The 24,617-nt window shown below is 71.0% G+C and carries 27 protein-coding genes; 13 read left to right on the top strand and 14 right to left on the bottom strand.

Annotation, left to right across the window (positions count from 1 at the left end; all coding sequences use genetic code 11):
* Positions 1-2: 2 nt before the first annotated feature.
* Both ABIA35_RS26290 and ABIA35_RS26285 read right to left on the bottom strand, forming a co-directional pair.
* Positions 3-692, bottom strand: a complete 690-nt coding sequence (locus tag ABIA35_RS26290) for a potassium channel family protein (RefSeq protein WP_370359689.1) — start codon at positions 690-692, stop codon at positions 3-5.
* Between the two features lie 45 nt (positions 693-737).
* Positions 738-1,622 carry a Gfo/Idh/MocA family protein gene (locus ABIA35_RS26285; protein ID WP_370359688.1) on the bottom strand — a complete coding sequence of 295 codons (885 nt, stop codon included), beginning with the start codon at positions 1,620-1,622 and terminating at the stop codon, positions 738-740.
* Positions 1,623-1,673: 51 nt separating this feature from the next.
* Between ABIA35_RS26285 and ABIA35_RS26280 the strand changes: the two genes are divergently transcribed.
* Positions 1,674-2,417 (top strand): SMI1/KNR4 family protein, encoded by a 744-nt coding sequence (locus ABIA35_RS26280; protein ID WP_370359687.1) that lies wholly within the window; start codon positions 1,674-1,676, stop codon positions 2,415-2,417.
* Positions 2,418-2,454: 37 nt separating this feature from the next.
* Here the strand turns inward: ABIA35_RS26280 and ABIA35_RS26275 are convergent, their stop codons facing one another.
* From ABIA35_RS26275 to ABIA35_RS26260, 4 genes are all read right to left on the bottom strand, one after another.
* On the bottom strand, positions 2,455-3,285 hold the full coding sequence (locus ABIA35_RS26275; protein ID WP_370359686.1) for an aldo/keto reductase: 831 nt from the start codon (positions 3,283-3,285) through the stop codon (positions 2,455-2,457).
* Positions 3,286-3,289: 4 nt separating this feature from the next.
* Positions 3,290-3,946, bottom strand: coding sequence for an SDR family oxidoreductase (locus tag ABIA35_RS26270; protein ID WP_370359684.1), 657 nt, complete (start codon positions 3,944-3,946; stop codon positions 3,290-3,292).
* 91 nt (positions 3,947-4,037) lie between these two features.
* Positions 4,038-5,054, bottom strand: coding sequence for an NADP-dependent oxidoreductase (locus ABIA35_RS26265; protein WP_370347198.1), 1,017 nt, complete (start codon positions 5,052-5,054; stop codon positions 4,038-4,040).
* 75 nt (positions 5,055-5,129) lie between these two features.
* Positions 5,130-5,825: a type 1 glutamine amidotransferase domain-containing protein gene (locus ABIA35_RS26260; protein ID WP_370359682.1), complete on the bottom strand. Its 696-nt coding sequence runs from the start codon at positions 5,823-5,825 to the stop codon at positions 5,130-5,132.
* Between the two features lie 92 nt (positions 5,826-5,917).
* Here ABIA35_RS26260 and ABIA35_RS26255 point away from each other — a divergent pair, with 92 nt between their 5' ends.
* The 3 genes from ABIA35_RS26255 (at position 5,918) to ABIA35_RS26245 (ending at position 9,213) form a co-directional block, all read left to right on the top strand.
* Positions 5,918-6,826, top strand: coding sequence for a LysR family transcriptional regulator (locus ABIA35_RS26255; RefSeq protein WP_370359680.1), 909 nt, complete (start codon positions 5,918-5,920; stop codon positions 6,824-6,826).
* 78 nt (positions 6,827-6,904) lie between these two features.
* On the top strand, positions 6,905-8,095 hold the full coding sequence (locus ABIA35_RS26250) for an acyl-CoA dehydrogenase family protein (RefSeq protein WP_370359678.1): 1,191 nt from the start codon (positions 6,905-6,907) through the stop codon (positions 8,093-8,095).
* Positions 8,092-9,213: an acyl-CoA dehydrogenase family protein gene (locus ABIA35_RS26245; protein WP_370359677.1), complete on the top strand. Its 1,122-nt coding sequence runs from the start codon at positions 8,092-8,094 to the stop codon at positions 9,211-9,213. The genes ABIA35_RS26250 and ABIA35_RS26245 overlap by 4 nt, the downstream gene beginning before the upstream one ends.
* A gap of 72 nt (positions 9,214-9,285) precedes the next feature.
* Here the strand turns inward: ABIA35_RS26245 and ABIA35_RS26240 are convergent, their stop codons facing one another.
* Together ABIA35_RS26240 and ABIA35_RS26235 are read right to left on the bottom strand one after the other, a co-directional pair.
* The gene (locus ABIA35_RS26240; protein ID WP_370359675.1) at positions 9,286-9,816 is read right to left on the bottom strand and encodes a hypothetical protein; all 531 of its coding nucleotides are present in this window, start codon (positions 9,814-9,816) and stop codon (positions 9,286-9,288) included.
* A gap of 11 nt (positions 9,817-9,827) precedes the next feature.
* The gene (locus tag ABIA35_RS26235) at positions 9,828-10,478 is read right to left on the bottom strand and encodes a TetR/AcrR family transcriptional regulator (RefSeq protein WP_370359674.1); all 651 of its coding nucleotides are present in this window, start codon (positions 10,476-10,478) and stop codon (positions 9,828-9,830) included.
* A 56-nt stretch (positions 10,479-10,534) separates the two neighbouring features.
* Here ABIA35_RS26235 and ABIA35_RS26230 point away from each other — a divergent pair, with 56 nt between their 5' ends.
* The 8 genes from ABIA35_RS26230 to ABIA35_RS26195 all read left to right on the top strand — a co-directional run bounded on the left by ABIA35_RS26230 (position 10,535) and on the right by ABIA35_RS26195 (position 17,375).
* Positions 10,535-11,743 (top strand): acyl-CoA dehydrogenase family protein, encoded by a 1,209-nt coding sequence (locus ABIA35_RS26230; RefSeq protein WP_370359672.1) that lies wholly within the window; start codon positions 10,535-10,537, stop codon positions 11,741-11,743.
* Between the two features lie 45 nt (positions 11,744-11,788).
* Entirely contained in the window at positions 11,789-12,556 is a 768-nt protein-coding gene (locus ABIA35_RS26225; protein WP_370359671.1) for an SDR family oxidoreductase, read from the top strand.
* A gap of 37 nt (positions 12,557-12,593) precedes the next feature.
* Positions 12,594-13,598 (top strand): phosphotransferase family protein, encoded by a 1,005-nt coding sequence (locus ABIA35_RS26220; RefSeq protein ID WP_370359721.1) that lies wholly within the window; start codon positions 12,594-12,596, stop codon positions 13,596-13,598.
* Complete coding sequence (fabG, locus tag ABIA35_RS26215) at positions 13,595-14,362, top strand: 3-oxoacyl-ACP reductase FabG (RefSeq protein WP_370347217.1); 768 nt, start codon at positions 13,595-13,597, stop codon at positions 14,360-14,362. The genes ABIA35_RS26220 and fabG overlap by 4 nt, the downstream gene beginning before the upstream one ends.
* Position 14,363: 1 nt before the next feature.
* Positions 14,364-15,173 carry an enoyl-CoA hydratase-related protein gene (locus tag ABIA35_RS26210; protein WP_370347219.1) on the top strand — a complete coding sequence of 270 codons (810 nt, stop codon included), beginning with the start codon at positions 14,364-14,366 and terminating at the stop codon, positions 15,171-15,173.
* Entirely contained in the window at positions 15,170-15,793 is a 624-nt protein-coding gene (locus ABIA35_RS26205; protein WP_370359669.1) for an HAD-IA family hydrolase, read from the top strand. Before ABIA35_RS26210 ends, ABIA35_RS26205 begins: the two co-directional genes overlap by 4 nt.
* A gap of 31 nt (positions 15,794-15,824) precedes the next feature.
* The gene (locus ABIA35_RS26200; RefSeq protein ID WP_370359668.1) at positions 15,825-16,199 is read left to right on the top strand and encodes a hypothetical protein; all 375 of its coding nucleotides are present in this window, start codon (positions 15,825-15,827) and stop codon (positions 16,197-16,199) included.
* A 258-nt stretch (positions 16,200-16,457) separates the two neighbouring features.
* Positions 16,458-17,375, top strand: a complete 918-nt coding sequence (locus tag ABIA35_RS26195) for a D-alanyl-D-alanine carboxypeptidase family protein (protein WP_370347225.1) — start codon at positions 16,458-16,460, stop codon at positions 17,373-17,375.
* 175 nt (positions 17,376-17,550) lie between these two features.
* Here ABIA35_RS26195 and ABIA35_RS26190 read toward each other — a convergent pair whose 3' ends face one another.
* On the bottom strand, positions 17,551-18,051 hold the full coding sequence (locus ABIA35_RS26190; RefSeq protein ID WP_370359666.1) for an FBP domain-containing protein: 501 nt from the start codon (positions 18,049-18,051) through the stop codon (positions 17,551-17,553).
* Positions 18,052-18,112: 61 nt separating this feature from the next.
* Here ABIA35_RS26190 and ABIA35_RS26185 point away from each other — a divergent pair, with 61 nt between their 5' ends.
* A complete protein-coding gene (locus tag ABIA35_RS26185; protein WP_370347228.1) occupies positions 18,113-18,736 on the top strand; it encodes a TetR/AcrR family transcriptional regulator in 624 nt (207 codons plus the stop codon).
* A gap of 79 nt (positions 18,737-18,815) precedes the next feature.
* Here the strand turns inward: ABIA35_RS26185 and gndA are convergent, their stop codons facing one another.
* From gndA to ABIA35_RS26160, 5 genes are all read right to left on the bottom strand, one after another.
* Positions 18,816-20,291: an NADP-dependent phosphogluconate dehydrogenase gene (gene gndA, locus ABIA35_RS26180; RefSeq protein ID WP_370359664.1), complete on the bottom strand. Its 1,476-nt coding sequence runs from the start codon at positions 20,289-20,291 to the stop codon at positions 18,816-18,818.
* Positions 20,292-20,358: 67 nt separating this feature from the next.
* Positions 20,359-20,685: a hypothetical protein gene (locus ABIA35_RS26175; protein WP_370343638.1), complete on the bottom strand. Its 327-nt coding sequence runs from the start codon at positions 20,683-20,685 to the stop codon at positions 20,359-20,361.
* A 36-nt stretch (positions 20,686-20,721) separates the two neighbouring features.
* A complete protein-coding gene (locus ABIA35_RS26170) occupies positions 20,722-22,101 on the bottom strand; it encodes an amidohydrolase (protein WP_370359663.1) in 1,380 nt (459 codons plus the stop codon).
* A gap of 69 nt (positions 22,102-22,170) precedes the next feature.
* Positions 22,171-22,977 (bottom strand): SAM-dependent methyltransferase, encoded by an 807-nt coding sequence (locus ABIA35_RS26165; RefSeq protein ID WP_370343634.1) that lies wholly within the window; start codon positions 22,975-22,977, stop codon positions 22,171-22,173.
* A gap of 103 nt (positions 22,978-23,080) precedes the next feature.
* On the bottom strand, positions 23,081-24,610 hold the full coding sequence (locus tag ABIA35_RS26160) for a hypothetical protein (RefSeq protein ID WP_370359661.1): 1,530 nt from the start codon (positions 24,608-24,610) through the stop codon (positions 23,081-23,083).
* Between the last annotated feature and the right edge of the window lie 7 nt (positions 24,611-24,617).

The raw sequence follows: 24,617 nt of genomic DNA, 5'->3' as shown, positions 1-24,617 counted from the left end.
GCCTACTTACCCCCGCTCATCCGATCCATCATTCGGGCCCGTGTCCGGGTCCTGATCGCGGTGATCCCGCCGACCAGGAAGGTGAAGGTGTAGACGATCTGCACGAGCACCACCGCGCGCCCCAGCTGACCGCTCGGGTGGATGTCGCCGTAACCGACGGTCGCCATGGTGACCCCGGTGAAGTAGAGCGCGTCCAGGCGGGTCTGGAGTCCGACGAACTCCCCGTGGCGCGTGGCCATGGCCCAGTAGCTCGCGGAGAAGGCCAGGGTCGCGGCCCAGGACATGATCAGGATGGCCACTCCCGGGTGCCGGAAGCGGCCGGGCTGGGCGGCCAGGGTGCGGCTGGTGGTCACGACCATGCCGATGGCCAACAAGACGAGGATGCCGACGAGGACCACCCAGGCGAGGACCGGGTGGTCCGGGCCGATCACCTCGAAGGGGAGGATGAAGTAGGCGGTGGTGAGGAGGAGGGGGCCGAGGACGCCCACGGCCAAGCGGGTCGGGGAGGGGAACAGGATGCGCCAGCCCGAGACACCGGACTCGTCGAGTCCACGGGACTCGCCGCGCCCTCCCGAGTCACCGGCGCCGCCACCCCCGCCGCGGGCGGCACTGTCGGAACGGCCGGCATCGGCGCGGCCGTCGCCGCCGCTCCCGCCTCCGTCACGCTCGTCCGGCTCGCCCTGCTCACTCATCAGCAACTCACCTTCCCGCCGCGCGCCCCCGCGACGCGGCCGGCGTCACCCGTCCAGCCGCTCGACCACCTGCTCGCACAGCTCGTGCGAGGCCAGCGCGTCCTGCAAGTCCGGAAACTGCGTCTGGCCGCGCACCGCCGCGAGGAAGTGCTCGCAGATCTGCTCGATCCCCTTGACCCGCCCCACCGGCGTCCAGCCGGTCGGCCCCTCGGTCAGGTCGTGCAGGTCCCGGCGGTGCCCGTCGCCGATGAGCTGCAGGCGCTCGCCCTTCGAACCGGCGCGGCGGTTCATCACGCCGAAGCAGGTGAAGCCGGGTCCGGACAGCGTCAGCGCGACATGCTCCAGCATCCCGTCCTCGACCCGGCCGGAGACCGTCACGTCGGTGACGTCACCGGGCGCGAGGAAGCGCAGCGTGTCCGCCACATGGATGAAGTCGTCGAACACGACGTCACGCACCACGCCCGGCGCGTCCGCCTCGTTCTTCTGCAGGATCACGGTCTCGCGCGGGGCCCGCGCCGCATCGACGTAGGCCGGCGCGTGGCGGCGGTTGAAGCCGACCATCAGCGGCGTCCCGGTGCGCTCGGCGTGCTCGACCAGCGCCCGCGACTCGGCGAGCGTGTCGGCCAGCGGTTTGTCGACATAGGTCGGGATCCCGGCGTCGAGCAGCCGCGCGACGACCTCGACATGCGCGACCGTCGCGACATGGACGAAAGCCGCCTGAGGCGGATCCTCGCCGAGCAGCGCGTCCAGGTCGGTGAACCGGCACCCCGCGGGAACCCGATACGACTCACCCAGCGCGTCCAGCCGCGCCCGATCGCGCGTCATCAGCCGCAACCGCAGATCAGCCCGCGTCCCCAACACCGGCAGGTACGCACTGCGGGCGATGCCGCCCAGCCCGATCACCGCGACCGCGAGCCCGTCATTCTCCATATACGCCATGGTCCCGCATGTTGACGGTCCCCGCCGCTACGGTGTGGCCCCATGACCGCCCCAGCCACCGACACCGACACCGACACCGCCGCATCCCGCATATCCACAGCACTGCAAAACGCCGTCGCCACCCCCGGCGACCGCACAGCCGCCTGGCACGTCGCCGAAGTCCTAGCCGCCGACTGGACCGAACGCCCCCTCACCCCCGCCGACGGCCACCCCGACACCGACCTGGACGCAGCCGCCGCCACCCTCGGCCACCCCCTACCCGCCGCCCTGCGCGAAGCCCTGAAACTCTTCGGCCGCCGCGACGACCTCACCCGCAACCAGGACCCGCTCACCACCCCGGACGAACTGGACGTCTACGAAGGCGCACTCGTCTTCCGCGAGGAGAACCAAGGCGTCTGCGCCTGGGGCGTCCTGCTCGAGGACCTGACCCAGGACGACCCGCCGACCTACCTCCGCGCCGACCTGGCGGACAAGACCCAGGAGAAGTGGGAGCCCTGGACCGGCAAGCTGTCCCTGGCCCTGGTCGAAGCCCTGATCACCGAGACCATCATCGGCGACGACGAGAACCTCACCTCCGCCTGGCAACCCGACGACGAGACCCCGGAAGACACCGGCCTCACAGCCCTCCCCCGCATCACGCCCGACTGGTACAAGACCGCCTGGTACGTCGGCGACGACCTCCTGGCACACGTCGCCGACGGGGCGTGGATCAGCGTCAGGGGCCGCACACGCGAAGCGCTGCTCGCCTACGCCGGCGGCGACGAAGACGACGCGACCGAGGACTGAGGGCCGGCCGTGATCGGCCGGCCCAGCGAGTACCGCCTCACCCCACGTAATTGAAATGCGCCGGGTCCGGCCCGATCCGGCCGTCGTCCCGCCGCAGGGCGGTGATCTCGTCCATCTCGGCGGGCGTGAGTTCGAAGTCGAAGACGTCGAAGTTCTCCATCATGCGGGAGGGGGTGACGGACTTCGGGATGACCACGTTGCCGAGTTGCAGGTGCCAGCGGAGGACGACCTGGGCCGGGGTTTTGTCGTTGGCGTCGCCGATGCGGATCAGGACCGGCTCCTTGAGGAGGTCGCCGCCCTGGCCCAGGGGGCTCCAGTCCTCGGTGACGATGCCCAGCTTCTCGTTCAGCTGGCGCATGGCCGGCTGGGGGAAGTAGGGGTGGAGTTCGATCTGGTTGATCGCCGGGATCTTGGTGGACTCCTTGACCAGGCGTTCGAGGGTTTCGGCGGTGAAGTTGCAGACGCCCACGGCCTTGGCCCGGCCGCTTGCGTTGATCTTCTCCAGGGCGCGCCAGCTCTCGATATACAAATCCTGTTCCGGGACCGGCCAGTGAATCAAATACAGGTCCACGTAGTCGGTGCCGAGGCGCTCCAGGCTCTTGTCGAAGGCGCGCAGGGCGGCGTCGTAGCCGTGGTCGCCGTTCCAGAGCTTGGTGGTGAGGAAGATGTCCTCGCGCGGAATGCCCGAGTCGCGGATCGCGCGACCCACGCCGGTCTCGTTCTCGTACGCGGCGGCCGTGTCGATGTGGCGGTAGCCGATCTCCAGGGCGGTGCCGACGGCGGTGTGGGCCTGCTCGTCGGGGACCTGCCAGACGCCGTAGCCCAGCTGCGGGATGCTGACTCCGTCATTCAAAGTGATGTATTGCATTTCCTCATCCCTTCCAGGCTGCGACGGCCTGAGAAATCGGGGTCGACCCGGACACCAGTTCGAGGGTCTGGTGGATGCCGGCCCGCTGTTCGATGACCTCGGCGAGGACGTCCGCGACGTCGGCTCGCGGAACGGTCCCCCGGCCGGTGGTGGTAACCAGATGCACCAGACCCAAACCCGGCGTGTCGACGAGGCCGCCGGGCCGGATGATGGTCCAGTCCAGATCACGGCCCCGCAGGTCGTCCTCGGCCTTGGTCTTGGCGTCGATGTACGCAACCCAGATCGGGTCCGACCCCGGGGCCGCGGGCGCCCCGGCCCCCATCGACGAGACCTGCACGAACCGCCGCACCCCGGCCAGCTCGGCGGCCTCGGCCAGCAGGACCGAGCCGCCGAGGTCGACGGTGTACTTCCGCTCGGCGGTGCTGCCCGCGCCGGCGCCGGCCGCGAACACCACGGCGTCGGCGCCGCGGATCACCTCGGCCAGCGCCTCGGCGGTCGCGCTCTCCAGGTCGAAGACGACCGGCTCCGCCCCGGCGGCCACCAGATCGTCGGCGCCGTCGGGCCGCCGCAGCAGCCCCTGGACGGTGTGACCGTCCGCGCTCAGGCGCGCCTCCAGCAGAAGCGCGATCTTTCCATGGCCGCCCGCAATCACAATACGCATGCGTCCTCCCTATCCCACCTGAGCGGAGCGCGGGAGGTCGAGGCGACCGTTCGGATCACAGAGCGCTTAGGCCGGAGTACGGAACCCGGGCTCAGGCCTCGGGCAGGTGTACCAACATCTTGCCGGTGTTGGCCCCGCTCATCAGACCGAACCAGGCGTCCAAAGCGTTGTCGATCCCGTCGACGACCGTCTCGTCCGCGCGGAGCGAGCCGTCCGCGAGCCACCCGACGGCCTTCCCGATGTACTCCGGGAACGTCTTCATGTGGTGCCCGATCGTGAAGCCGCGCAGCGTCAGGCTCTTGCCGATCGCGTTGGTCAGGTGAGCCGGCCCGGGCGGCCGCCCCTTCTCGTTGTAGACCGAGATCGCCCCGCACAGCGCGATGCGCCCGAACAGGTTCATCCGCCGCAGCGCCGCGTCGAGGTGGTCGCCGCCGACGTTGTCGAAGTACACGTCGATGCCCTCCGGCGCGGCCTGCTTCAGCTGCGCGTTCAGCTCGCCCTCGCGATAGTCGATCGCGACGTCGAAGCCGTAGTCCTCCTTGAGCCGCCGCACCTTCTCCGGCCCGCCGGCCGACCCGATGACCTTCGACGCCCCGAGCTTCTTGGCGATCTGCCCGGCCACCGAGCCGACCGCGCCAGCCGCCCCGGAGACGAAGACGACGTCGCCCTCCTTCACCGGCGCGATCTCGGTGAGCCCGACGTACGCGGTCAGACCAGTCACGCCGAGCACGCCGAGGAACGCCTGCGCGGGCACCTTCGACGTGTCGAGCACCTGCGTCCTGGCGGCCTCCAGCAGCGCGTACTCGCGCCAGCCCTCGAAGTGCGAGACCGTCGCGCCGACCGGCACCGGCGACCCCTCCCCGGCGGCCACCACGACGCCGACCGCGCCGCCGGTCATCGGCTCGTCCAGCTGGAACGGCGGGATGTAGGACGGGACGTCGTCCATCCGGCCGCGCATGTACGGGTCGACGGACAGCCAGGTGTTGCGCACCAGGATCTGTCCCGGACCGGGGTCGGCGACCTCGGCCTGCAGCAGGCGGAAGTCGGAGGCCTTCGGCTCGCCGACCGGACGTGCGATCAGCTGCCATTCACGACTGGCGACGGACACGAGTTGCTCCAAGAGAGTGAAGGTGGGGAGGGATGAAAGGATTTAAAAAGAGAAGTCCGGCCTGCTCATCGTCGCTCAGCCGAGCGCCTTCAGCAGCTCGGCGGCCAGCGGCGCGGACGACATCGGGTTCTGCCCGGTGATCAGGTTCCGGTCCACGACGACGTGCGGCGTCCACGGCGCGGCCTTGTCGACCACCACGCCGTCGGCGACCAGGCGGTCCTCCAGCAGCCACTTCGCCTTGTCGGCGAGGCCGCCCTGGACCTCCTCCTCGTTGGTGAACGCGGCGACGCGGTAGCCGGCGAAGGCCGACTTCCCGTCCGCGCCCTTGGCGGCGAGCAGCGCGGCCGGACCGTGGCACACCACCGCGAGCGGCTTGCCGGAGGCCAGGGCGGCGGTCAGCAGACGGCCGGAGTCGGCGTCCTCGGCCAGGTCCTCCATCGGACCGTGGCCGCCGGGGTAGAACACGGCGTCGTAGTCGTCCAGGGAGACGTCGGCCAGCACGGCCGGGCTCCGCAGCTCGGTCATCGCGGCCACCGCGTCGGACATCTGCCGCGCGCCGTCCTCACCGCCGGTGAACTGCGCGGACAGGCTGCCGGCGTCCGGGGTGGGCACCACGCCGCCGGGGGTCGCGACGGCCACCTCGTGGCCGGCGGCCTTCAGCGCCTGGTAGGGCGCCACGGCCTCCTCGGCCCAGAAGCCGGTCGGATGCTTCGTGCCGTCCTTCAAGGTCCAGGAGTCGGCACCGGTCATAACCATCAGGATCTTCGCCATGCCCCGACAGTAAACCTGGTGAACTTATCGAGACCAATGGGTACTCCGATGGCACGTATCTGTTTATCGATGGATCGAGGTAGCCTCGCATCATGGCCGACCCCCTGGACCTCAACCAGCTGCGCACCTTCCTGGCGGTGCACCGCTCCGGCTCCTTCACCGCCGCCGCGCACCTGCTCGGGCTGTCCCAGTCGACGGTCACCACGCAGATCCGCGCGCTGGAGACCCGCCTGGGCCGAGAGCTTTTCGAGCGCCGGGCCCGCGGTGTGGTGCCGCTCCCCTACGCCGACGAGCTGGCGGCGCAGGTCGCGTCGTCGCTCGACCATTTGTCCGGCCTCACCGACGAGGCGGACACCCCGGTCGCCGAGCCCGTGCACCTGGCAGGACCGGCCGAGTTCCTGGGCGCGGTGGGCATGGGACTGGTCGCGCCGCTGATCGCCGACGGCGTCCAGCTCCGCGTCTCCACCGGCCTCACCGACGATCTCCTGGACGAGCTGCGCGCCGGCCGGCACGACCTGGTGATCTCGACCCGGCGGCCGAACAGCAGGGGCCTGGTCTCAGAGCCCTTCGCCGACGAGGAGTTCATCCTTGTGGCGGCACCGCGTTGGGCCGAAAGGCTTAAGGGCAAGGCGCTTCCGGCCGCATTGACCGATGTTCCGCTCATCGCCTACGACGCCGATCTGCCGATAATCCGCCGCTACTGGCGCTACGTCTTCAACGAGCAGCTGTCCGCCCCGGCGCAGCTGACCACGATCCCCGATCTGCGCGCCATCCGCACCGCGGCGGTGGCCGGCGCCGGCTGGACGGTGCTCCCGAAATACCTGTGCCGCGCGGAGCTGGACAGCAGTGCTCTGACACTGCTCCACCAGCCCGAGGAAGCACCGCTGAACACCGCGTATCTGGTCCGCCGGCCCGGCGGCTCGGCCAACCCGCACGTGGACCTGGTCCGGCACCATCTGCTGGCCTCGGCCAAGGCGTGGTGGGCCGATCATGAATGCTGAAATCGATCAACCCCTGTTGACACCACCCCCGCCAGGACAATACTGAGCGGACAGTTACCGACCGGTTGGAAAGCAAGGGTGCCGCCATTGATCACCCAGCACGACCTCGAGAACCGCATCACCGACTTCCTGGCCTCCCACGATCCCGGCAGCACGGACCGGCTGGACTTCCTCCGTGCCCGCTTCGACGCCGGGCTCGCCTGGCTGCACTATCCGCCGGGGCTGGGGGGCCTGGGCCTGCCGCGTGACCGGCAGCCGATCGCCGAGAAGGCGTTCGCCGCCGCCGGCGCCCCCGACAACGGGCCCCGGCGCATCGGCATCGGGCTGGGGATGGCCGCCCCGACCATCCTCGGCTTCGGCAGCGAGGAGCAGAAACAGCGCTGGCTGCGGCCGCTGTGGTGCGGGGAGGAGGTGTGGTGCCAGCTGTTCTCCGAGCCCGGCGCCGGATCCGACCTCGCCGCGCTGGCCACCCGCGCCGTGCGCGACGGCGACGACTGGGTCGTCAACGGCCAGAAGGTGTGGACGTCCATGGCGCACGAGGCGCGCTGGGCGATCCTGGTCACCCGCACCGATCCGGACGTGCCCAAGCACCAGGGCATGACCTACTTCGTGCTGGACATGACCGCGCCGGGCGTCGAGGTGCGGCCGCTGCGGCAGATGACCGGCGAGGCCGAGTTCAACGAGGTCTTCCTGACCGACGTCCGCATCCCCGACGGCCAGCGCCTCGGCGCGGTCGGCGAGGGGTGGAAGGTCGCGCAGACGACGCTGATGAACGAGCGCGTCGCGATCGGCGGCGGGTCCTCCCCGCGCGAGTCCGGGATGATCGGCGTGCTGGCGAAGACCTGGCGCGAGAACGAGAAGGTGCGCGACTCGGCGCTGCACGACCGGCTGATGACGCTGTGGGTGGCGGCCGAGGCCGCACGCCTGACCGCGCAGCGGCTGTCGGCGCAGCTGGCCGCCGGCCAGCCCGGGCCCGAGGGCTCGGCGGCGAAGTACGCCTTCGCCACCCTCAACCAGCAGATCTCCGGCCTGGAGCTGGAACTGCTCGGCGAGGACGCGCTGCGCTACGACGACTGGACGATGCGCCGGCCCGACACCGTCGACTTCGTCGGGCGGTCCCCCGGCTACCGCTACCTGCGGTCCAAGGGCAACTCGATCGAGGGCGGCACCTCGGAGATCCTGCTGAACATCATCGCCGAACGCGTCCTGGGCCTGCCCGGCGAGATCCGGACCGACAAGGACGTCGCGTGGAAGGACCTCCCCCGGTGAGCGACGAACTCCTGTACTCGCAAGACCAGGAAGAGCTGCGGACCGCCGTCGCCGACCTGCTCGCCGACCGCGCCCCGTGGTCCGCGGTGCTGGCCCGCACCGAGACGGCCGAGCCGTACGACACGGAGCTGTGGAAGGCGCTGGGCACCGGGATCGGCGCGGCCGGCCTGCTGATCCCCGAGGAGCTCGGCGGCGCCGGCGCTTCGCTGCGCGAGGCCGCCGTGGTCGCCGAGGAACTGGGCAAGGCGGTCGCGCCGGTGCCGTTCCTGGGCAACCTGATGGCCACCGAACTCCTGCTGGCGGCGCGGGAAGGCGGCAACGGCACCGCGGCCGCGGCCGAGGACCTGCTCCGCGGCATCGCCTCGGGCGAGGTGACCGCGGTGATCGCGATCCCCTTCACGCGCTCGCCCGACACGACGTACAAGGGCCGGGTCTCGGTCACGCCGTGGCCGCCCCGCGAGGCCCCGCACCCGGCGCGGCTCACCGGCAAGGTCACCAGCGTCGCGGGCGCGCAGACCGCCGACGTCCTGCTGGTCCCCTCCGACGGCTCGATCTACGTGGTCCAGGCGTCCGACGCGCGCATCACCCCGGCCACCACGCTGGACATGACGCGGGTCCTGAGCGACGTCGAGTTCGACGACACGCCCGGCCAGCTGCTCGCGATCCGGTACGAACCGCTCTCGCAGGCGCTGCTGAGCGGGGCGGCGATCCTGGCCTCCGAGCAGCTCGGCCTGGCCGAGCAGTGCTTGAAGACCACGGTCGAGTACGTGAAGACGCGGCACCAGTTCGGCCGCGCCGTCGGCTCCTATCAGGGACTCAAGCACCGCCTGGCACAGCTGTGGGTCCAGATCGCCCAGGCCCGGGCGGTCGCCCGCCACGCGGCCTCGGCGACCGGCCGGGAGCGGGAGATCGCGGTCGCCGTCGCGCAGGCCCACTGCTCGGCGGTCGCGGTCCAGGCGGCCGAGGAGTGCGTGCAGATGCACGGCGGCATCGGCTTCACCTGGGAACACCCCGCGCACCTGTATCTGAAGCGGGCCAAGAGCGCCTCGATCGCGTTGGGGAGCCCGACGCGGCACCGGCGGCGGCTCGCCGAGCTCGTGGATCTGCCGACGAGCTGAGCGCGGCTTTCGCGGACGAGGCCGGATCAGATCACGTCGGGGCTCAAGTCAGGGCTCACGTCAGGGCTCAAGTCAGGGCTCCTCGATATCGGTGAGCCCTGACTCCACTTCGCGCGAGGTGACCTCGTTGTCGGTGACGATGAGCTGCCAGACGTCGTCGACCTCTTCCCCGTCCGCGTCGATGACACCGTTCACGACGTGGTCGAACGTGAAGTACTCGAACTCCGGGGCGTAGTAGCGCCCTTCGAAACCCGCCGCCAACTCCTCCGAGAGCACCGCTCCCGGCATTAGGAACGTCCTGATCAGGTAGGCCATCCACTCCTCGGAGTGGTAGAACTTCTCGGCCCCGCCCCACTGGATCCGGCGGCCGTCGTCGGTCGGCTCCCACCGGCACCACAGCCCCGGCTGCCCGAACCCGGCCTTGTCGTAGTCCAGGATGTCCGGCTCCTCGTCCTGCCCGGCGAACCCCGTGCCGCAGTAGTACGGACCCTGCTCGCGGTCCATGCGCCGCGTGCCGACGAAGCGCCGCAGATACGAGATCTCGTGCCTGTTCAACGGCGGCTCGACCGTGACCGCGCCGGTGAATTCCGTGGTGTAGCCCATGGCCCCGGAGCCTACGCGGAGCCGCCCCCAGGTTCGAGACCGCTTGCGGATTCCAGACCCAGGGCCCTCACCCAGATCCGGTTCAGCGTCTCCACCAACCGCTCGAACGGCATCGGCACCTTCTGCACGTACGCCACGAACGCCATCCGCGACACCATCCCCGACAGCGCGTGCGCGGTCAGCAGCGGGTCCAGCTCGGTGTCCGCGGCGCCGGCCTCCTGCAGGGTCCGGATCATCTTCGCGTTGCGCTGCACGAAGGCGTTCGCGCGCTCGATCCGCACCGCGCGGAACTCCTCGTCGACCTGCGACACCTGCTCGAACAGCCCCATCAGCTTGGCGTTCTTCTTGTACGAGCGCAGGTACTCGCGGTTGGCCAGGTCGATCAGCTCGCGCGGGTCGGTGACCCCGGTCCGGGCGCGCAGGTGCGGGTGCATCATCTCCTCGGCCACCTGCTCGGCGACCGCGCGGAAGATCTCCTCTTTGCCCTCGAAGTAGGTGTAGAGCGAGCCGGACGCGACCCCCGCCTCCGCGGAGATGTCCGCCAGCCGGGCGTCCAGGTACCCGTCGCGCTCGAAGACCACGCGCGCCGCGGTGACCAGCGCGGTGCGGGTGCGGATGCCCCGCGCGCTGCGGGGTGTGACGCGAACCTCAGTCTTTCCCATGGCGAAACGCCGTCTCCCTACTTGAACTTGACGCCGACCTCAACTATACCGGAACCATGTTCCCAGTCTCCGACCGCGCCAAGCGCTACCAGGACGACCTCCTCGCCTTCATGGACGAGCAGGTCTATCCCGCCGAAGAGGTCTACGAGGAGCAGATGCGCGCCTCCGGGGACCCGCACCACCAGCCCGCGGTCATCGAGGAGCTGAAGACCGAGGCCAAGAAGCGCGGGCTGTGGAATCTGTTCCACCCGCATCCTGAATGGGGCCCGGGGCTGACCAACTTCGAGTACGCGCCGCTGGCCGAGATCATGGGCCGCAGCCATCTCGCGCCGGAGGCCACCAACTGCGCCGCGCCGGACACCGGCAACATGGAGGTGTTCACCCTCTTCGGATCCGAGGCGCACAAGGAGAAGTGGCTCAAGCCGCTGCTGGACGGCGAGATCCGCTCCGGCTTCGCGATGACCGAGCCGGCGGTGGCCTCCTCGGACGCCACCAACATCGAGATGCTCATGGTCCGGGACGACCAGCGCGGCGGCTACGTGCTCAACGGCCGCAAGTGGTTCACGTCCAACGCCATGCACAAGAACTGCCGCGTGCTGATCGTCATGGGCAAGACCGACCCGGAGGCCGCGCCGCACCGTCAGCAGTCGATGATGGTCGTGCCGCTGGACGCTCCGGGCGTGACGATCGTGCGCTCGCTGCCGGTCTTCGGCTACCAGGACCGCGAGGGGCACGCCGAGATCACCTTCGAGGACGTCTTCGTCCCGGCCGAGGACCTGCTCAAGGGCGAGGGCGAGGGCTTCGCCATCAGCCAGGCCCGGCTGGGCCCGGGCCGCATCCACCACTGCATGCGCACCATCGGCATGGCCGAGCGCGCGCTGGAGCTGATGTGCCGGCGCGCCACCGACCGCGTCACCTTCGGCCGTCCGCTGGCCGAGCGCGCCAACATCCAGGACTGGATCGCCGAGTCGCGCATCGACATCGAGCAGACGCGGCTGCTGACGCTGAAGGCCGCCTGGATGATGGACACGGTCGGCAACAAGGCCGCGCGCACCGAGATCGCCGCCATCAAGGTCGCGGCCCCGGAGATGGCGCTGCGCATCATCGACCGCGCGATCCAGGTGCACGGCGGCGCCGGCGTCACCGACGACTTCCCGCTGGCCTGGGCCTGGGCCCACCTGCGGACGCTGCGGCTGGCCGACGGGCCGGACGAGGTCCACAAGCGGTCGATCGCGAAGATCGAGCTCGCCAAGTACAAGCACTGAGACCAGCACTGAGATCAGCACTGAGACCAGGAGTCCCCTCACCTCATGACCAGCCCCCTCATCCCCTCGCTGTCCGGCCGCACGGCGATCGTCACCGGCGCCTCGCGCGGCATCGGCCTGGCGATCGCGCAGACGCTGGCCGCCGGCGGCGCGAACGTCGTCCTGACCTCGCGCACCCAGGAGCACGCCGACGAAGCCGCCAAGCAGGTCGTAGGACCCGGCACCGCGATCGGCCACCAGGCGCACGCCACCGACGAGGACGCCGCCCGCGCCTGCGTCGACTTCGCGATCGAGCGCTTCGGCAGCCTGGACATCCTGATCAACAACGCCGGCACCAACCCGGCGTACGGCCCGCTGATCGACATCGAGAAGAGCCGCTTCGCCAAGACCCTGGACACCAACCTGTGGGGCCCGATCCTGTGGACCTCGCTGGCGGTCAAGGCATGGATGGGCGAGCACGGCGGCTCGGTGGTGAACACCGCCTCGATCGGCGGCATCCACGTCGCGGAGAACCTGGGCGTCTACAACGCCAGCAAGGCCGCGCTGATCCACGTCACCAAGCAGCTGGCGCTGGAGCTGGCGCCGAAGGTGCGGGTGAACGGCGTGGCGCCGGCGGTGGTGCGCACCAAGCTGGCCGCGGCCCTGTTCGAACACGAGGAGCGGGTCGCCGGCTCCTACCCGCTGGGCCGGATCGGCGAGCCGGAGGACGTGTCCTCAGCGGTGGCGTTCCTGGCCTCCGACGCCGCGTCCTGGATCACCGGCGAGACGCTGGTCATCGACGGCGGTGCGCTGCTGGGGCAGGCCGGTGTCTGACACTCCCGAGAAGTCCGGATCCTCCGCCGGTCCGGCTCTGGAAGAGCTGCCCGGGCTGGTCTCGGGCTGGCTGGCCGAATCAGGGATCGAGCACGAGCCGCCGCTGACGCTGACCCGGGTCGGCGTCGGCCAGTCGAACCTGACCTACGCCGTCGCCGACGCCACCGGACGCCCCGAGCGCCGCTGGATCCTGCGCCGGCCGCCGCTGGGCCACCTGCTGGCCTCGGCGCACGACGTGGCCCGCGAGGCGCGCATCCTGACCGCTTTGCAGGACTCTGACGTACCGGTCCCGCGCGTGTTCGGCGTGTGGACCGCGGACGGCGTGCCGATGGTCCTGATGCAGTTCGTCGACGGCCTGGTTCTGGACCGCAAGGAGGTCGTGGACGGGGTCGAGGAGCCGACCCGGCACGCCGTGGGCCTTTCGATCGCCCGCGCGCTGGCGCCGGTGCACGCCGTCGACCTGGACAAGACCGGGCTGGTCGACCTGGCCAGCCACAAGCCGTACGCCGAGCGCCAGCTGAAGCGCTGGACGACGCAATGGCAGCACTCGAAGACCCGCGAGTCCGCCGACCTGGACACGCTGACCGCCCGGCTGGCCGCCGCGATCCCCGAGCAGCGCGAGCTCACCCTCGTGCACGGCGACTTCCACATGCGCAACGTGATCGTCTCCCCGGCCGACGGCTCGGTCGCCTCGGTCCTGGACTGGGAGCTGTGCACGCTCGGCGACCCGCTGGCCGACATCGGCACGCTGCTGGCCTACTGGCCCGCGGCCGGCGAGGCCGGCCAGGGCCTGCTGAGCTTCTCGACGATGCCGGGCTTCCCGGACCGCGACGAGATGGCCGCCGCGTACCTGGAGGCCAGCGGCCGGGACGGCGCCGCGCTGGCGTTCTGGCACGCGCTGGGCCTGTGGAAGATCGCCATCATCGCCGAGGGCGTGCTGCGCCGCGTCCTGGACGAGCCGCGCAACCGCGCCGCCGCCTTCGCCCCGACCACCGAGCAGATCGACTCCCTGATCGCCAAAGCACTAAGGACGCTGACATGACCGACACCTCCGGAACCCCCCGCACGGCGATCGTCACCGGTGCCGCGCGCGGCATCGGCGCGGCCGTCGCCGCCCGGCTGGCCGCCGACGGGCACGCGGTCGCCGTCGTGGACCTGGACGAGACCGCGTGCGCGGACACCGTCGCGGCGATCACCAAGGCCGGCGGCAAGGCGCTGGCCGTGGGCTGCGACGTCTCCGACGAGGAGCAGGTGGCCGCCGCGGTGACGCGGATCGCCGCCGAGCTCGGCGCGCCCACGATCCTGGTCAACAACGCCGGGATCCTGCGCGACAACCTGCTGTTCAAGATGACCGTCGGGGACTGGGACGCGGTGATGAACGTCCACCTGCGCGGCGCGTTCCTGATGTCGCGGGCCGCGCAGAAGCACATGGTGGACGCCGGTTTCGGCCGCGTCGTGAACCTGTCCAGCACCTCGGCGCTGGGCAACCGGGGCCAGGCGAACTACGCCGCGGCCAAGGCCGGGATGCAGGGCTTCACCAAGACGCTGGCGATCGAGCTGGGCAAGTTCGGCGTCACCGCCAACGCGATCGCGCCGGGCTTCATCGAGACCGACATGACCAAGGCCACCGCCGAGCGGATGGGCGTGGACTTCGACGTGTTCCGCCAGGTGGCGATCAGCCAGATCCCGGTCGGCCGCTCCGGCAAGCCCGAGGACATCGCGGCCGTGGCCTCGTTCCTGGTGCGCGAGGACGCCGGGTTCGTGTCCGGCCAGGTGATCTACGCGGCCGGCGGCCCGAAGGACTGACATGACTCATAACACTGATGCGCCCGAGCTGGTCCTGGCCGAGCGGCACGGAGCGGTCCTGCTGCTCACCCTCAACCGGCCGGAGCGGCTGAACGCCTGGAACATCCCGCTCGAGGAGCGCTACTTCGCGCTCCTCGACGAGGCGGAGGCCGACCCCGAGGTGCGGGTCGTGGTGGTCACCGGCGCCGGACGCGGGTTCTGCGCCGGCGCCGACATGGAGGACCTGTCGCAGCTCGGCACGGTCGATCCGGACACCCTCGCCGACGACCGGACCCGCCGCCCGCGCGAGCGGCCGCTGTCCTTCCGCAAGCCCCTGATCGCGGCGATCAACGGCCCGGTGGCCGGTCTGGGCTTCGTGCAGGCGCTGTACTGCGACCTGCGCTTCACGACGCCGGAGGCCAAGTTCACGACGGCCTTCTCGCGCCGCGGACTGATCGCCGAGTACGGAAGCGCCTGGCTGCTGCCCCGCCTGGTGGGACAGAGCCGGGCCCTGGACCTCCTGTTCTCCTCGCGGGTGGTCCTGGGCGAGGAGGCGCTGGCCATGGGGCTCGTCGACCGCGTCCTGCCCGGCGAATCCCTGCTCTCCACGACCCTGGCCTACGCGGCCGACCTCGCCGAGAACTGCTCGCCGCAGTCGATGGCGCTGATCAAGCGGCAGGTGTATCAGGCCATGGATTCCGACCTGCCGACGGCGGTCGCGCTGTCCACCAAGCTGATGCACGACTCGTTCCGGCACCCCGACGCGGCCGAGGGCGTGCACAGCTACCTGGAGCGCCGTCCGCCGCGCTTCGCCCCGTTGGAGTCGGCATGAGCACCCCGCGCGCGGTACTCACCGACTTCGGCGGCGTGCTGACGTCGAGCATCTTCGAGGCCTTCGCCGCGTATTCGGCGACGGTCTCGGGCGATCCGCACTTGTTCGGGACGCTGTTCCGTTCCGACCCGGCAGCCGGCGCTCTGCTGGTGGACCACGAGTGCGGCCGGATCGACCAGGCGGAGTTCGAGCGCGGGATCGCCGAGCTGCTGGCGCCGCGGGGCGTCGAACTCCCGGCGCCGGGCTTCGTCGACGCCTTCCAGGCCCTGCTGAAGCCGGACGAGCAGATGCTCGCGGCTATGCGCGCCCTGCGGGCCGCGGGCGTCCCGGTGGCGATCGTCTCCAACTCCCTCGGCGACGACGCCTACCGCGGCTACGACCTGACGGAGCTCGCCGACATCACGGTGATCTCCGGCGAGGTCGGCGTCCGCAAGCCGTCGCGGGCGATCTACGAGCTGGCCTGCACCCGCCTCGGCGTCGAACCGACCGACTGCGTGATGATCGACGACCTGGAGCACAACCTCCAAGGCGCCGCCCGCCTCGGCATCCTCGGCCTGCACCACACGGACTCCAAGAAGACCATCACCACGCTGGCCGAGTGGTTCCCCATAACCGTTTGATCACCGGCACACCCCCACCTACGGTCATCGCATGACCGAGCAGCCCGCCCCGAACCCGACACCCCTGCGCGACCGCCTCCGCGCCGCCCTCCCGATCGCCTTGAAGGCCCGCGACCGCGCCACCGCGTCAACCCTGCGCGCCGCCCTCGCCGCCATCGAGAACGCCGAAGCGGTCGACGCCGGCGACGTGCGCGCCGGCGCCATCGAGGCCAGCGCGGTCGGAATCGGCGCCGCCGAGGCCGCGCGCCGCGAGCTGAGCGAGGCGGACGTGGCGGCGATCGTGCGCGCGGAGATCGCGGAGCGGGAGCACGCGGCGGAGGTGTACCAGGCTTCGGGGCAGTCGGCGAAGGCTGAGGAACTGCTGGCGGGGGCGGCGGTGCTGGTGGGTTTTGTGGACGCGGACTGAGCGGGATCCCGCAGTTCTGTCACAACCTGCCGTTCGAGATCGCGTTCGACGAGGGGCCTCCGCTAGCTTCGATGGGTGCCCAATCCAGAACTGGAAGAGCAGGCGGCATCGGAGAGCCCTGCGACCCCGGCGTCCGAGCCGGAGTCGACGGGGTCCGCTGCCGCGGCGCCAGCGCGGGAATCGGCGCCGGAATCCGGACAGGCGGAAAACACCGCCGAATCCAGTGGATTGCCCCAGAAACCCCGCCGTCGCCACCGCGTGCGTACCTTCGTCTTCACCTTCCTCGGCCTGGTCGCCCTCACCGGCGCCGCGCTCGCCGCGGTGTTGGCCGCGCACGGCTTCGACGAGCCGGCCGCGCCCGACCTCAAGCTCGTCACCCCGGCGTACCACGACTTCGCCGCCTCGCTCCCCTGGCCCTCCGACGGCGAGACCGCCCTGTGGGCCGAGGGCATCGGGGATCTCGGCACCTGCGGGGACCAGACGCCCGTGCCGATAGCCAGCGTCGCCAAGGTGATGACCGCCTACGTGGTGCTCAAGGACCACCCGCTGGCCGACGGCGAGTCCGGTCCGGACATCCTCGTCGACCCGCAGGCCGCCATGGAGTCCTACTCCCGCGACGAGAGCTCCGCCCCGGTGCGCGCCGGCCAGCGCCTGAGCGAGCGCACCCTGCTGGAGCTGATGCTCGTCCCCTCGGCGAACAACGTCGCCCGGCTCCTGGCCCGCTGGGACGCCGGGACGCAGGACGCCTTCGTCGCCGAGATGAACGCCGCGGCGCTCTCGCTGGGCATGAAGGACACCACCTACACCGACCCCAGCGGCCTGGACGCCAGTACCCGTAGCACCGCGATCGACCAGTTGCAGCTCGCCAAGACGGCGCTCACCGACCCCACGCTGCTCGCTCTGACCGCCGAGCCGGTGATCCAGGTCCCCGACGATCCCGAGGACGTCCTGGCCAACACCGACGGGCTCCTGGGTGCCGACGGCGTCGTCGGCGGCAAGACCGGCTCCAGCACCCCCGCCGGCGGCGCCCTGATGTGGGCCGCGCACCGCGCCCTGAACGGCCAGGACCATCTGGTGCTGGGCGTGGTGCTCTATCAGGACCCGGGCACCTCGCCGGAGCACGGGCTGGCCGGCGCCCTGCTCGTCAGCCGCCGGCTGGTCGAGGCGATGGACTGAGAGGCTCCGGACACGGGAGAAGGACCGGCGCCGATCGGGGGGAACCGGCGCCGGCCCCGGCGAAGGCTGAGCGGTACGGCATCAGCCTTCTTAGAAGGTAGAACGAGGGGATTGCGTGACGGTTGCGGGTGGCTTGCGGCTTCCATGGACGGCGCCGCCCGCCTGCACCGCCCACCTACGGCGCCAGGACGCGGTTCAGGAACGAGTCCAGGTTCCCGACGGCCCGCGCGATCCGTCCCTCCAGGTCCACCGACTCGTCCAGATCGTGCCCGTTCACCGTGGTCTTGATCCCCCGCACGAACAGCGAGCACCGCAGATCAGAACACAGATACTGCCCGACCGAGTTCCCGTTGCGCCCGGCCGCGCCGGTCCGCCGCGCGGTCATCAGCGCGACCCCGCCGCCGGTCCGGGTGGTCAGGCAGACCGAGCACATGCTCCGGGCCCCGAACCCGCGCGCCGCGCCGCCGGAGGCCCGCAGCGACAGGCCGACCAGGCTCCCCTCGCGCTCGACGACCAGGTAGGCGCGCTCGGGAGCGCCGGGATCGCGCCAGCCCAGGAAGTCCAGGTCGGCCCACGGCGTCTCCTCCAGCTCCCTGGGCAGCCCCATCCGCAGGGCCTCGCCCTTGGAGCAGTTGACGAAGCAGGTGCGGATCTGGCTCTCGGTGATCGGTTCCATGCTCGGTACGCTAAGCTTGCCTAAGTCACTTAGGCAAATCGTTAACCAGCAAAGGAGACGCATGGCACGCGCCGGCCTGTCCCCGGAAGTCCTCGTGACCGCGGCCGCCGAACTGGCCGACGAGATCGGCTTCGAGAACGTCACGATCGGGGTGGTGGCGCGGCGGTTCGGGGTACGGGAACCGAGCCTGTACTCGCACATCCGCAACGCGAACGACCTGCGCGTCCGGGTCGCGGCCAAAGCGCTCGGGGAACTGGCCGACCGCCTCTCCGAGGCCCTGGCCGGCCGCTCGGGACGCGAGGCGCTCCTGGCCTTCGCCGCCGCCTACCGCGACTACGGCCGCGCCCACCCCGGCCGCTTCACGGCCGCGCGCATGGCCGTCCCCCTGGACTCCCCCGCCGCCGACGCCGCGCGCCGGAACTCCGATCTGACCCGCGCCCTGCTGCGCGGCTACGCCTTGGGCGAGCCCGCCGAGACGGACGCCGTGCGGCTGCTCGGCGCGACGGTCCTGGGCTTCGTCACGCTGGAGGCCGGCGGCTCCTACCAGCACAACGCCCGGGCCGCCGACGCGTCGTGGAACGCCGCGATGGAGGCCCTGGACGTGGCGCTGCGGAACTGGCCGGCGGCAGCGTCGGGCGAGGCGCCTGGGTCAGCCAAGGCACCTGAGCCGGCCGAGGCACCCTAGAAGCTCACAGCCCCCGGACTCGCCCCGGCCGACCTATCCCCCCGCATCCGCCGTCGGCGGATGCGGCCTCAGACCTCGCTCAGGCCTCGACCTCCGGCCGCCCCTCCTCCGCCCACAGCGTGTGGAAAGCGCCCTCGCGATCGGTCCGGTGGTAGGTGTGCGCGCCGAAGAAGTCGCGCTGCCCCTGGATCAGCGCCGCCGGCAGCCGCCCGGCGCTCAACGTGTCGAAGTACGCCAGCGCCGCCGAGAAGGCCGGGACCGGGATCCCCCGCCGCGCCGCCGAGGCGATCACCTCGCGCCAGGACACCTGGGCCTTGGCGATCTCGCCGGCGAACTCCGGCTCGGAGAGCAGGCTCGGCAGCGTCGCGTCGGCGGTGTACGCGGCGCGGATCCGGTCCAGGAACGCGGCGCGGATGATGCAGCCGCCGCGCCAGATCTTCGCCACCTCCGCCAGGTCGATGTCCCAGCCGAACTCCTCGGCCGCGTCCCGGATCATCGTCCAGCCCTGGTCGTAGGCGATGACCTTGGAGGCGTAGAGGGCCTGCTCGACCGTGGCGACGTAGCGCTCGGTCTCGTGCGCGCGCAGCGGGTGCTCCGTCCCGCCGGCCTGCTTCTTGTACGCCTCGCGCAGCTCGGTCCGGCTGGAGGCCACGCGGGCGAAGGTCGCCTGCGCGATCGCCGTCACCGGCGAGCCCAGGTCCAGCGCGGTCTGCACCGTCCAGCGGCCGGTGCCCTTCTGCTCGGCGGCGTCGCGCACGATGTCCACGAACGGCTTGCCGGTCGCGGCGTCGGTGTGGGCCAGGATCTCGGCGGTGATCTCGATCAGGTAGGAGTTCAGCCGGCCCTTGTTCCAGGACCGGAACACCTCGGCGATCTGCGCCGGGCTGTACTCGGCGACGTTGCGCAGCAGGTCGTAGGCCTCGGCGATGAGCTGCATGTCGGCGTACTCGATGCCGTTGTGCACCATCTTGACGAAGTGCCCGGCGCCGTCGGTGCCGATGTGCGTGCAGCACGGCTCGCCGTCCACCTTGGCGCTGATCGCCTCCAGCATCGGCCCGAGCACGGCGTAGGACTCCGCGGAGCCGCCGGGCATGATCGACGGGCCGTGCAGCGCGCCCTCCTCGCCGCCGGACACGCCGGAGCCGACGAAGTGGATGCCGCGCTCGCGCAGCGCCTTCTCCCGGCGCCGGGTGTCCGCGAAGTGCGCGTTGCCGCCGTCGATGATCATGTCGCCGGGCTCCAGCAGCGGGGCGAACTCCTCGATGACCGCGTCGGTGGGCTCGCCGGCCTTGACCATGATCATCAGGCGGCGGGGTTTCTCGAGCGCCGCGACGAACTCCTCGGCGGTCTCGGTCGGGACGAACGTGCCCTCGCTCCCGAACTCCTCGACGAGGGCGTGGGTCCGAGCGGCGGTGCGGTTGTGAAGTGCGACGGTGTAACCGTGACGGGCGAAGTTGCGCGCCAGGTTGCGGCCCATGACGGCCAGTCCGGTGACGCCGATCTGTGCCGATTCCGAAGAGCGTGCCGATTCCGAAGAGGGTGCTGATGCCTGCATGCGTGGCACCGTAACACCACAGAGCATTGATGAGGACGACCGTGCGACAAAGAATACCGGCGGCGTGTCAGCCCCAGCGCTTCGCGTCCTCGGCCAGCCGCGCCATCTCCTCCTCCAGCTTGTCCGCCGCCGACGACGAAGCCCCGGCGGACTGCGAAGCCTTCAGCCGCACGATGATCCCCTGGAACTCGGAGATCCGGCCCTCCAGTTCGGCCTTGGCCTTCAGGAGGTTCGCCTCCTCCTTCGAGCCGGGCTGCACCAGCAGCAGCCGGTGCTCCAGGTCGGTCTGGAGGTCCAGCTGCCGACGCCGGGCCAGCTCGAACTGCTCCAGCGGGTCCTCGAACCGGCTCAAGAAGCGGTCTGTGCTCTTGCGGAGCCAGCCACCGACACCCATCAAGCGCTCCCTTCCAGGACTCCCCTTTTCCAACGTCTATTCTGTATCCAACACCGAACCTCCCGCCGCCGTGCCCGCCAGCCACGCGGACGCGGCGGCGAGCATCAGCCGCACCCCGACCTCCAGCGTCGGATCGACGGCGGGGGCGAACTTCGGGGAGTGGTTGCTGGGCAGGGTGGCCGGAATGCCGTCCTCCAGCAGGGAGAGGATGTCCTGTTCGGTGAAGTCGGCGAGGTCCAGTCCGCCGAAATGCCAGAACACCGACGGGACGCCGAGCACCGTACCGAAGTGCCCGAAGTCCTCGCTGCCGGTGAGCGTGGACGGCAGCACGAACACCCGGTCCGGGCCGAGCAGCTCGCGGAACGCCCCGAGCACGACGTCGGTCGCGGCCTGGTCGTTCACCAGCAGCGGCAGCTCGTCCAGCGGCGTGATCTCCGGCATCCGCGGCGCCCCGGACGCGGCGGCCTCAGCGTTCACCACGCGCGTGATCGCGGCCAGCACCTTGTCCCGCACCGCCGGTGTGGTGGTGCGCACGGTGATGCCGAGCTCGGCCTCGTCGGCGATGACGTTGGCCCGCGTCCCGGCGTGCAGCGAGCCGACGGTCACCACCGCCGACCGGCTCGCCGCGATCTCGCGCGAGACGATCGTCTGCAGCCGCATGACGATCGCGGCGGCGATGACCACCGGGTCGATGGTCGTCTCCGGCATCGAGCCGTGGCCGCCCCGGCCGAACACCTTCACCCGCAAGGTGTCGCAGGCACTCATCACCGGGCCCGGACGCGTGCCGACCAGCCCGGCCGGAGCCGGACCTACGTGCTGGCCCAGACAGACCTCGGGCCGCGGGAAGCGGGACAGGAAGCCGTCCTCAGTCATCCTCGGCGCGCCGCCGACCTCCTCGGCCGGCTGGAAGACGGCCACTACGGTGCCGCCCCACGCCGCGCGATTCGTGGCCAGCAGCTCGGTGGCGCCGAGCAGACAGGTGACGTGGACGTCGTGGCCACAGGCGTGCATCACCGGGACCTCGGTGCCGTCCGGCTCGGTGGCGGTGGCCTCCGAGGCGTAGGGCAGGCCGGTCTCCTCGCGGACCGGGAGGGCGTCCATGTCGGCGCGCAGGAGGATCACCGGGCCCTCCGCTGCGCCGTTCGGCCCACCGTTCGGACCATCGTTCAGGCCACCGCGCAGAACGGCGACGACACCGGTGCCCGGGACGCCTTCCGGCCCGCCGAGACCCTCGGTGACGTCCCAGCCGGCGGCGCGCAGGCGCTGCGCGACGATGCCCGCGGTCCGGGTCTCCTGGAAGGAGAGTTCGGGGTGCGCGTGGAGGTCCTTGTAGAGGTCGCGCAGGCCGGGCAGGACGTCATGCAGCCCGCGCAGCAGCTCGGCTGCGTCCGCGGCCGCCGTGGCGGGTTGGGTCATGCTGGCTCCGTTCCGAGGTGGACGACTCCACCTTGGTCAAACCGGAGCCCGCAGGCAACTGGCCGGTAACTACTCCTTGCGTCCCAGCGCCCCGTACATCCAGATGTCGTCGGCGTCCCTGGGCACCGAGCCGTCCGGCCGCCAGCGCGGCAACAGCACCACACCGGGGTCGAGCAGGTCCAGACCGTCGAAGAACGCGCCGGTCTCCTTGGCGCTGCGGACCGTGAGCTTCGCCGTCGACTTCTCGTAGGCCTGCGCCGACACCGCGAGGCGTTCCTGGTCGAAGTCGCCGGTGACGTGCGTCAGCGCCAGGAAGCTCCCGGGCGCCACCGCCTCCATCAGGGTCTTGACGACGCCGTACGGATCCTCGTCGTCGCCGACGAAGTGCAGCACCGCGATCAGCATCACCCCGATCGGCCGCTCGAAGTCGAGCTTCCCGCGCACCTGCGGATCGGCCAGTATCGAGGCTGGATCGCGCAGATCCCCGGCGACGATCGCCGCCGCGCCGTTTCCGGAGTCCGCCGGCCGGGCCCGGGCGTGCGCCAGGACGATCGGGTCGTTGTCGACACCGACGATGCGCGCGTCCGGCCGCGCGGCCAACGCGCTCGCGACGGTCCCGCCGGGACCGGGCAGCCCTATCCCGATGTCAAGGAACTGCGACACACCCTCCGCCGCCATCCCCCGCACCGCACGCCCGAGGAACGCCCGGTTCGCCCGCGCGAAGGCCCGCACCTTGGGCATGTTCTTCAGGACCTTCTCGGCGGCCTCGCGGTCGGCGGCGAAATTGTCCTTTCCGCCCAAATAATAGTCGTACATCCGCGCCGGAGTGGCGACTTCGGTGTCCACTTCCGGCGAACTCCAACCCGCCTCGGACATGTCGCCTCCCCATTCCGTTGTTGATCGCTCGGCGCGGATCTTACCCACCGACTCTGCTCTCTGATAAATCTCTGCTCTCTGATTAACCGCAACCGCCGCTCCACTAACGTGCCGGGAGCGCCCAACACATCAGGTCCCCGCCGTCGCGGGTGATGACGTGGTCGTCCGCGGTGTGGTGGAAGGCGCCCGGCACGTTGAGGGTTCTGCCGGTGGGCGCGTGCAGGAAAAGGCCGCTCGGCGCGACGGATCCGGCATCCGGCCCCGAGGGGCGGAGCCAGGCCCAGCGGCTGCCGGGATGACGACCGCTCGCGTCGAAGGTGGTCGCGATCGGGGGCACGACGGACCAGAGCTGCCGGCCCTCGGGCAGCGAGTGGCCGCGCACGAAGGAGCCCTCGCGGGTGAGGAGGACGTCGGAACGGATGTCGACGACGTCGGCCACGGCGGTGGCGGGGGCGTCGGGATCGGGCCACTCGCGGTGGAACAGCAGCCTGCCCGTCGCGCGGTCGAAGACGTGGACGAGGGCCGCGTAGGTGAAATTCCCGCCGCACTCCTCGCAATAGGTCTCCAAGCGGTCGTCCGGGCTGCGGCCGCAGGGGCAGGTCGGGAGATCGACCGTCCCGGAGACGAGTTCGGCCAGGACGACGCAGTGGTCGGACTTACCGGCGTAGAGGGGGTGCTGGGGCTTTTTGTACCTTTGCCAGCGACCTGAATCGCACTCGATGTACCAGAGATGTGCGCCGTCCTCAGCACGCAATCCGGTTATGCCCTGAGGGCCCAGACGCGACGCTCCGGACCACAGCCCGATCATGACGTCCCGGGGATCGTCCACCGGCGGAGTCGGATCGTGCATCCACCACTCGACCGTCCACACCTGGCTGCCGGTGAACGGATCGGAGTACTGCCACGTGGGCTCGTCGCCGCGGATGAACTGGTAGGTGACGAGGGCCTCGGCGTCGGGATGGTCGTCGGCGAGCCAGGAGCGCCAGCCGCTCCCGCTCTGAACGCCGTGCGCGAAGGGCACGTTCTGCCAGACGACCGCGCCGCTGCCCGGATCCACCGCCGTGACGGTGTAGCGGCCGTCCTCGTTCCAGCCGCCGGCGATGACGTAGCCGCTTCGCGGGTCGAGACGGACAGAGTGCAGGCGGCCCACAGGTGCCGGCCATGAACACTCGGCCGGCGGCGGGCTGTCGGCACCGGTGGCCGGATCGATGACGGCGACGGGAGTGGCGTCGTCGGGCATGGACACCAGGAGCGCGTCGTCCTCGCGCACCCGGATGCGGAGTCGGGGAGCCAAGGGGCGGCGCCAGACCACGCGCGGGCCGTCGTGGAGACCGAGCTCGGACAGGCGGCGCGCCAGCGGGGAGTCGCCGGTGTCCGCGAGCGCTGATGCGCCGAACGCCTCGACCTCGGACGCCGCAGGCCGCGATTCCGGCACCCCGGCAGCCGCCGGCTCCAAGTCCGCTGAGCCCGCTGAGCCCGGCGAGCCGCTCTGCCCCGAGTCCGGCTCCGAGCCGCCTTCCGCAGCCACCGACTCTGAGCCCGGCAAGCCGCCCTCCGCAGCCACCGACTCCGAGCCCGCCGAGTCCCCTGAGCCCGGCAAGCCGCCCTCCGCCGCGCCGCCCCCCACGCTCATCGCCCGC

Origin of the sequence: Catenulispora sp. MAP12-49 (assembly GCF_041262705.1) — a bacterium.
In the GTDB taxonomy this organism is placed as follows: Bacteria; Actinomycetota; Actinomycetes; order Streptomycetales; family Catenulisporaceae; genus Catenulispora.
This window is presented reverse-complemented; position numbering and strand designations above follow the sequence as displayed.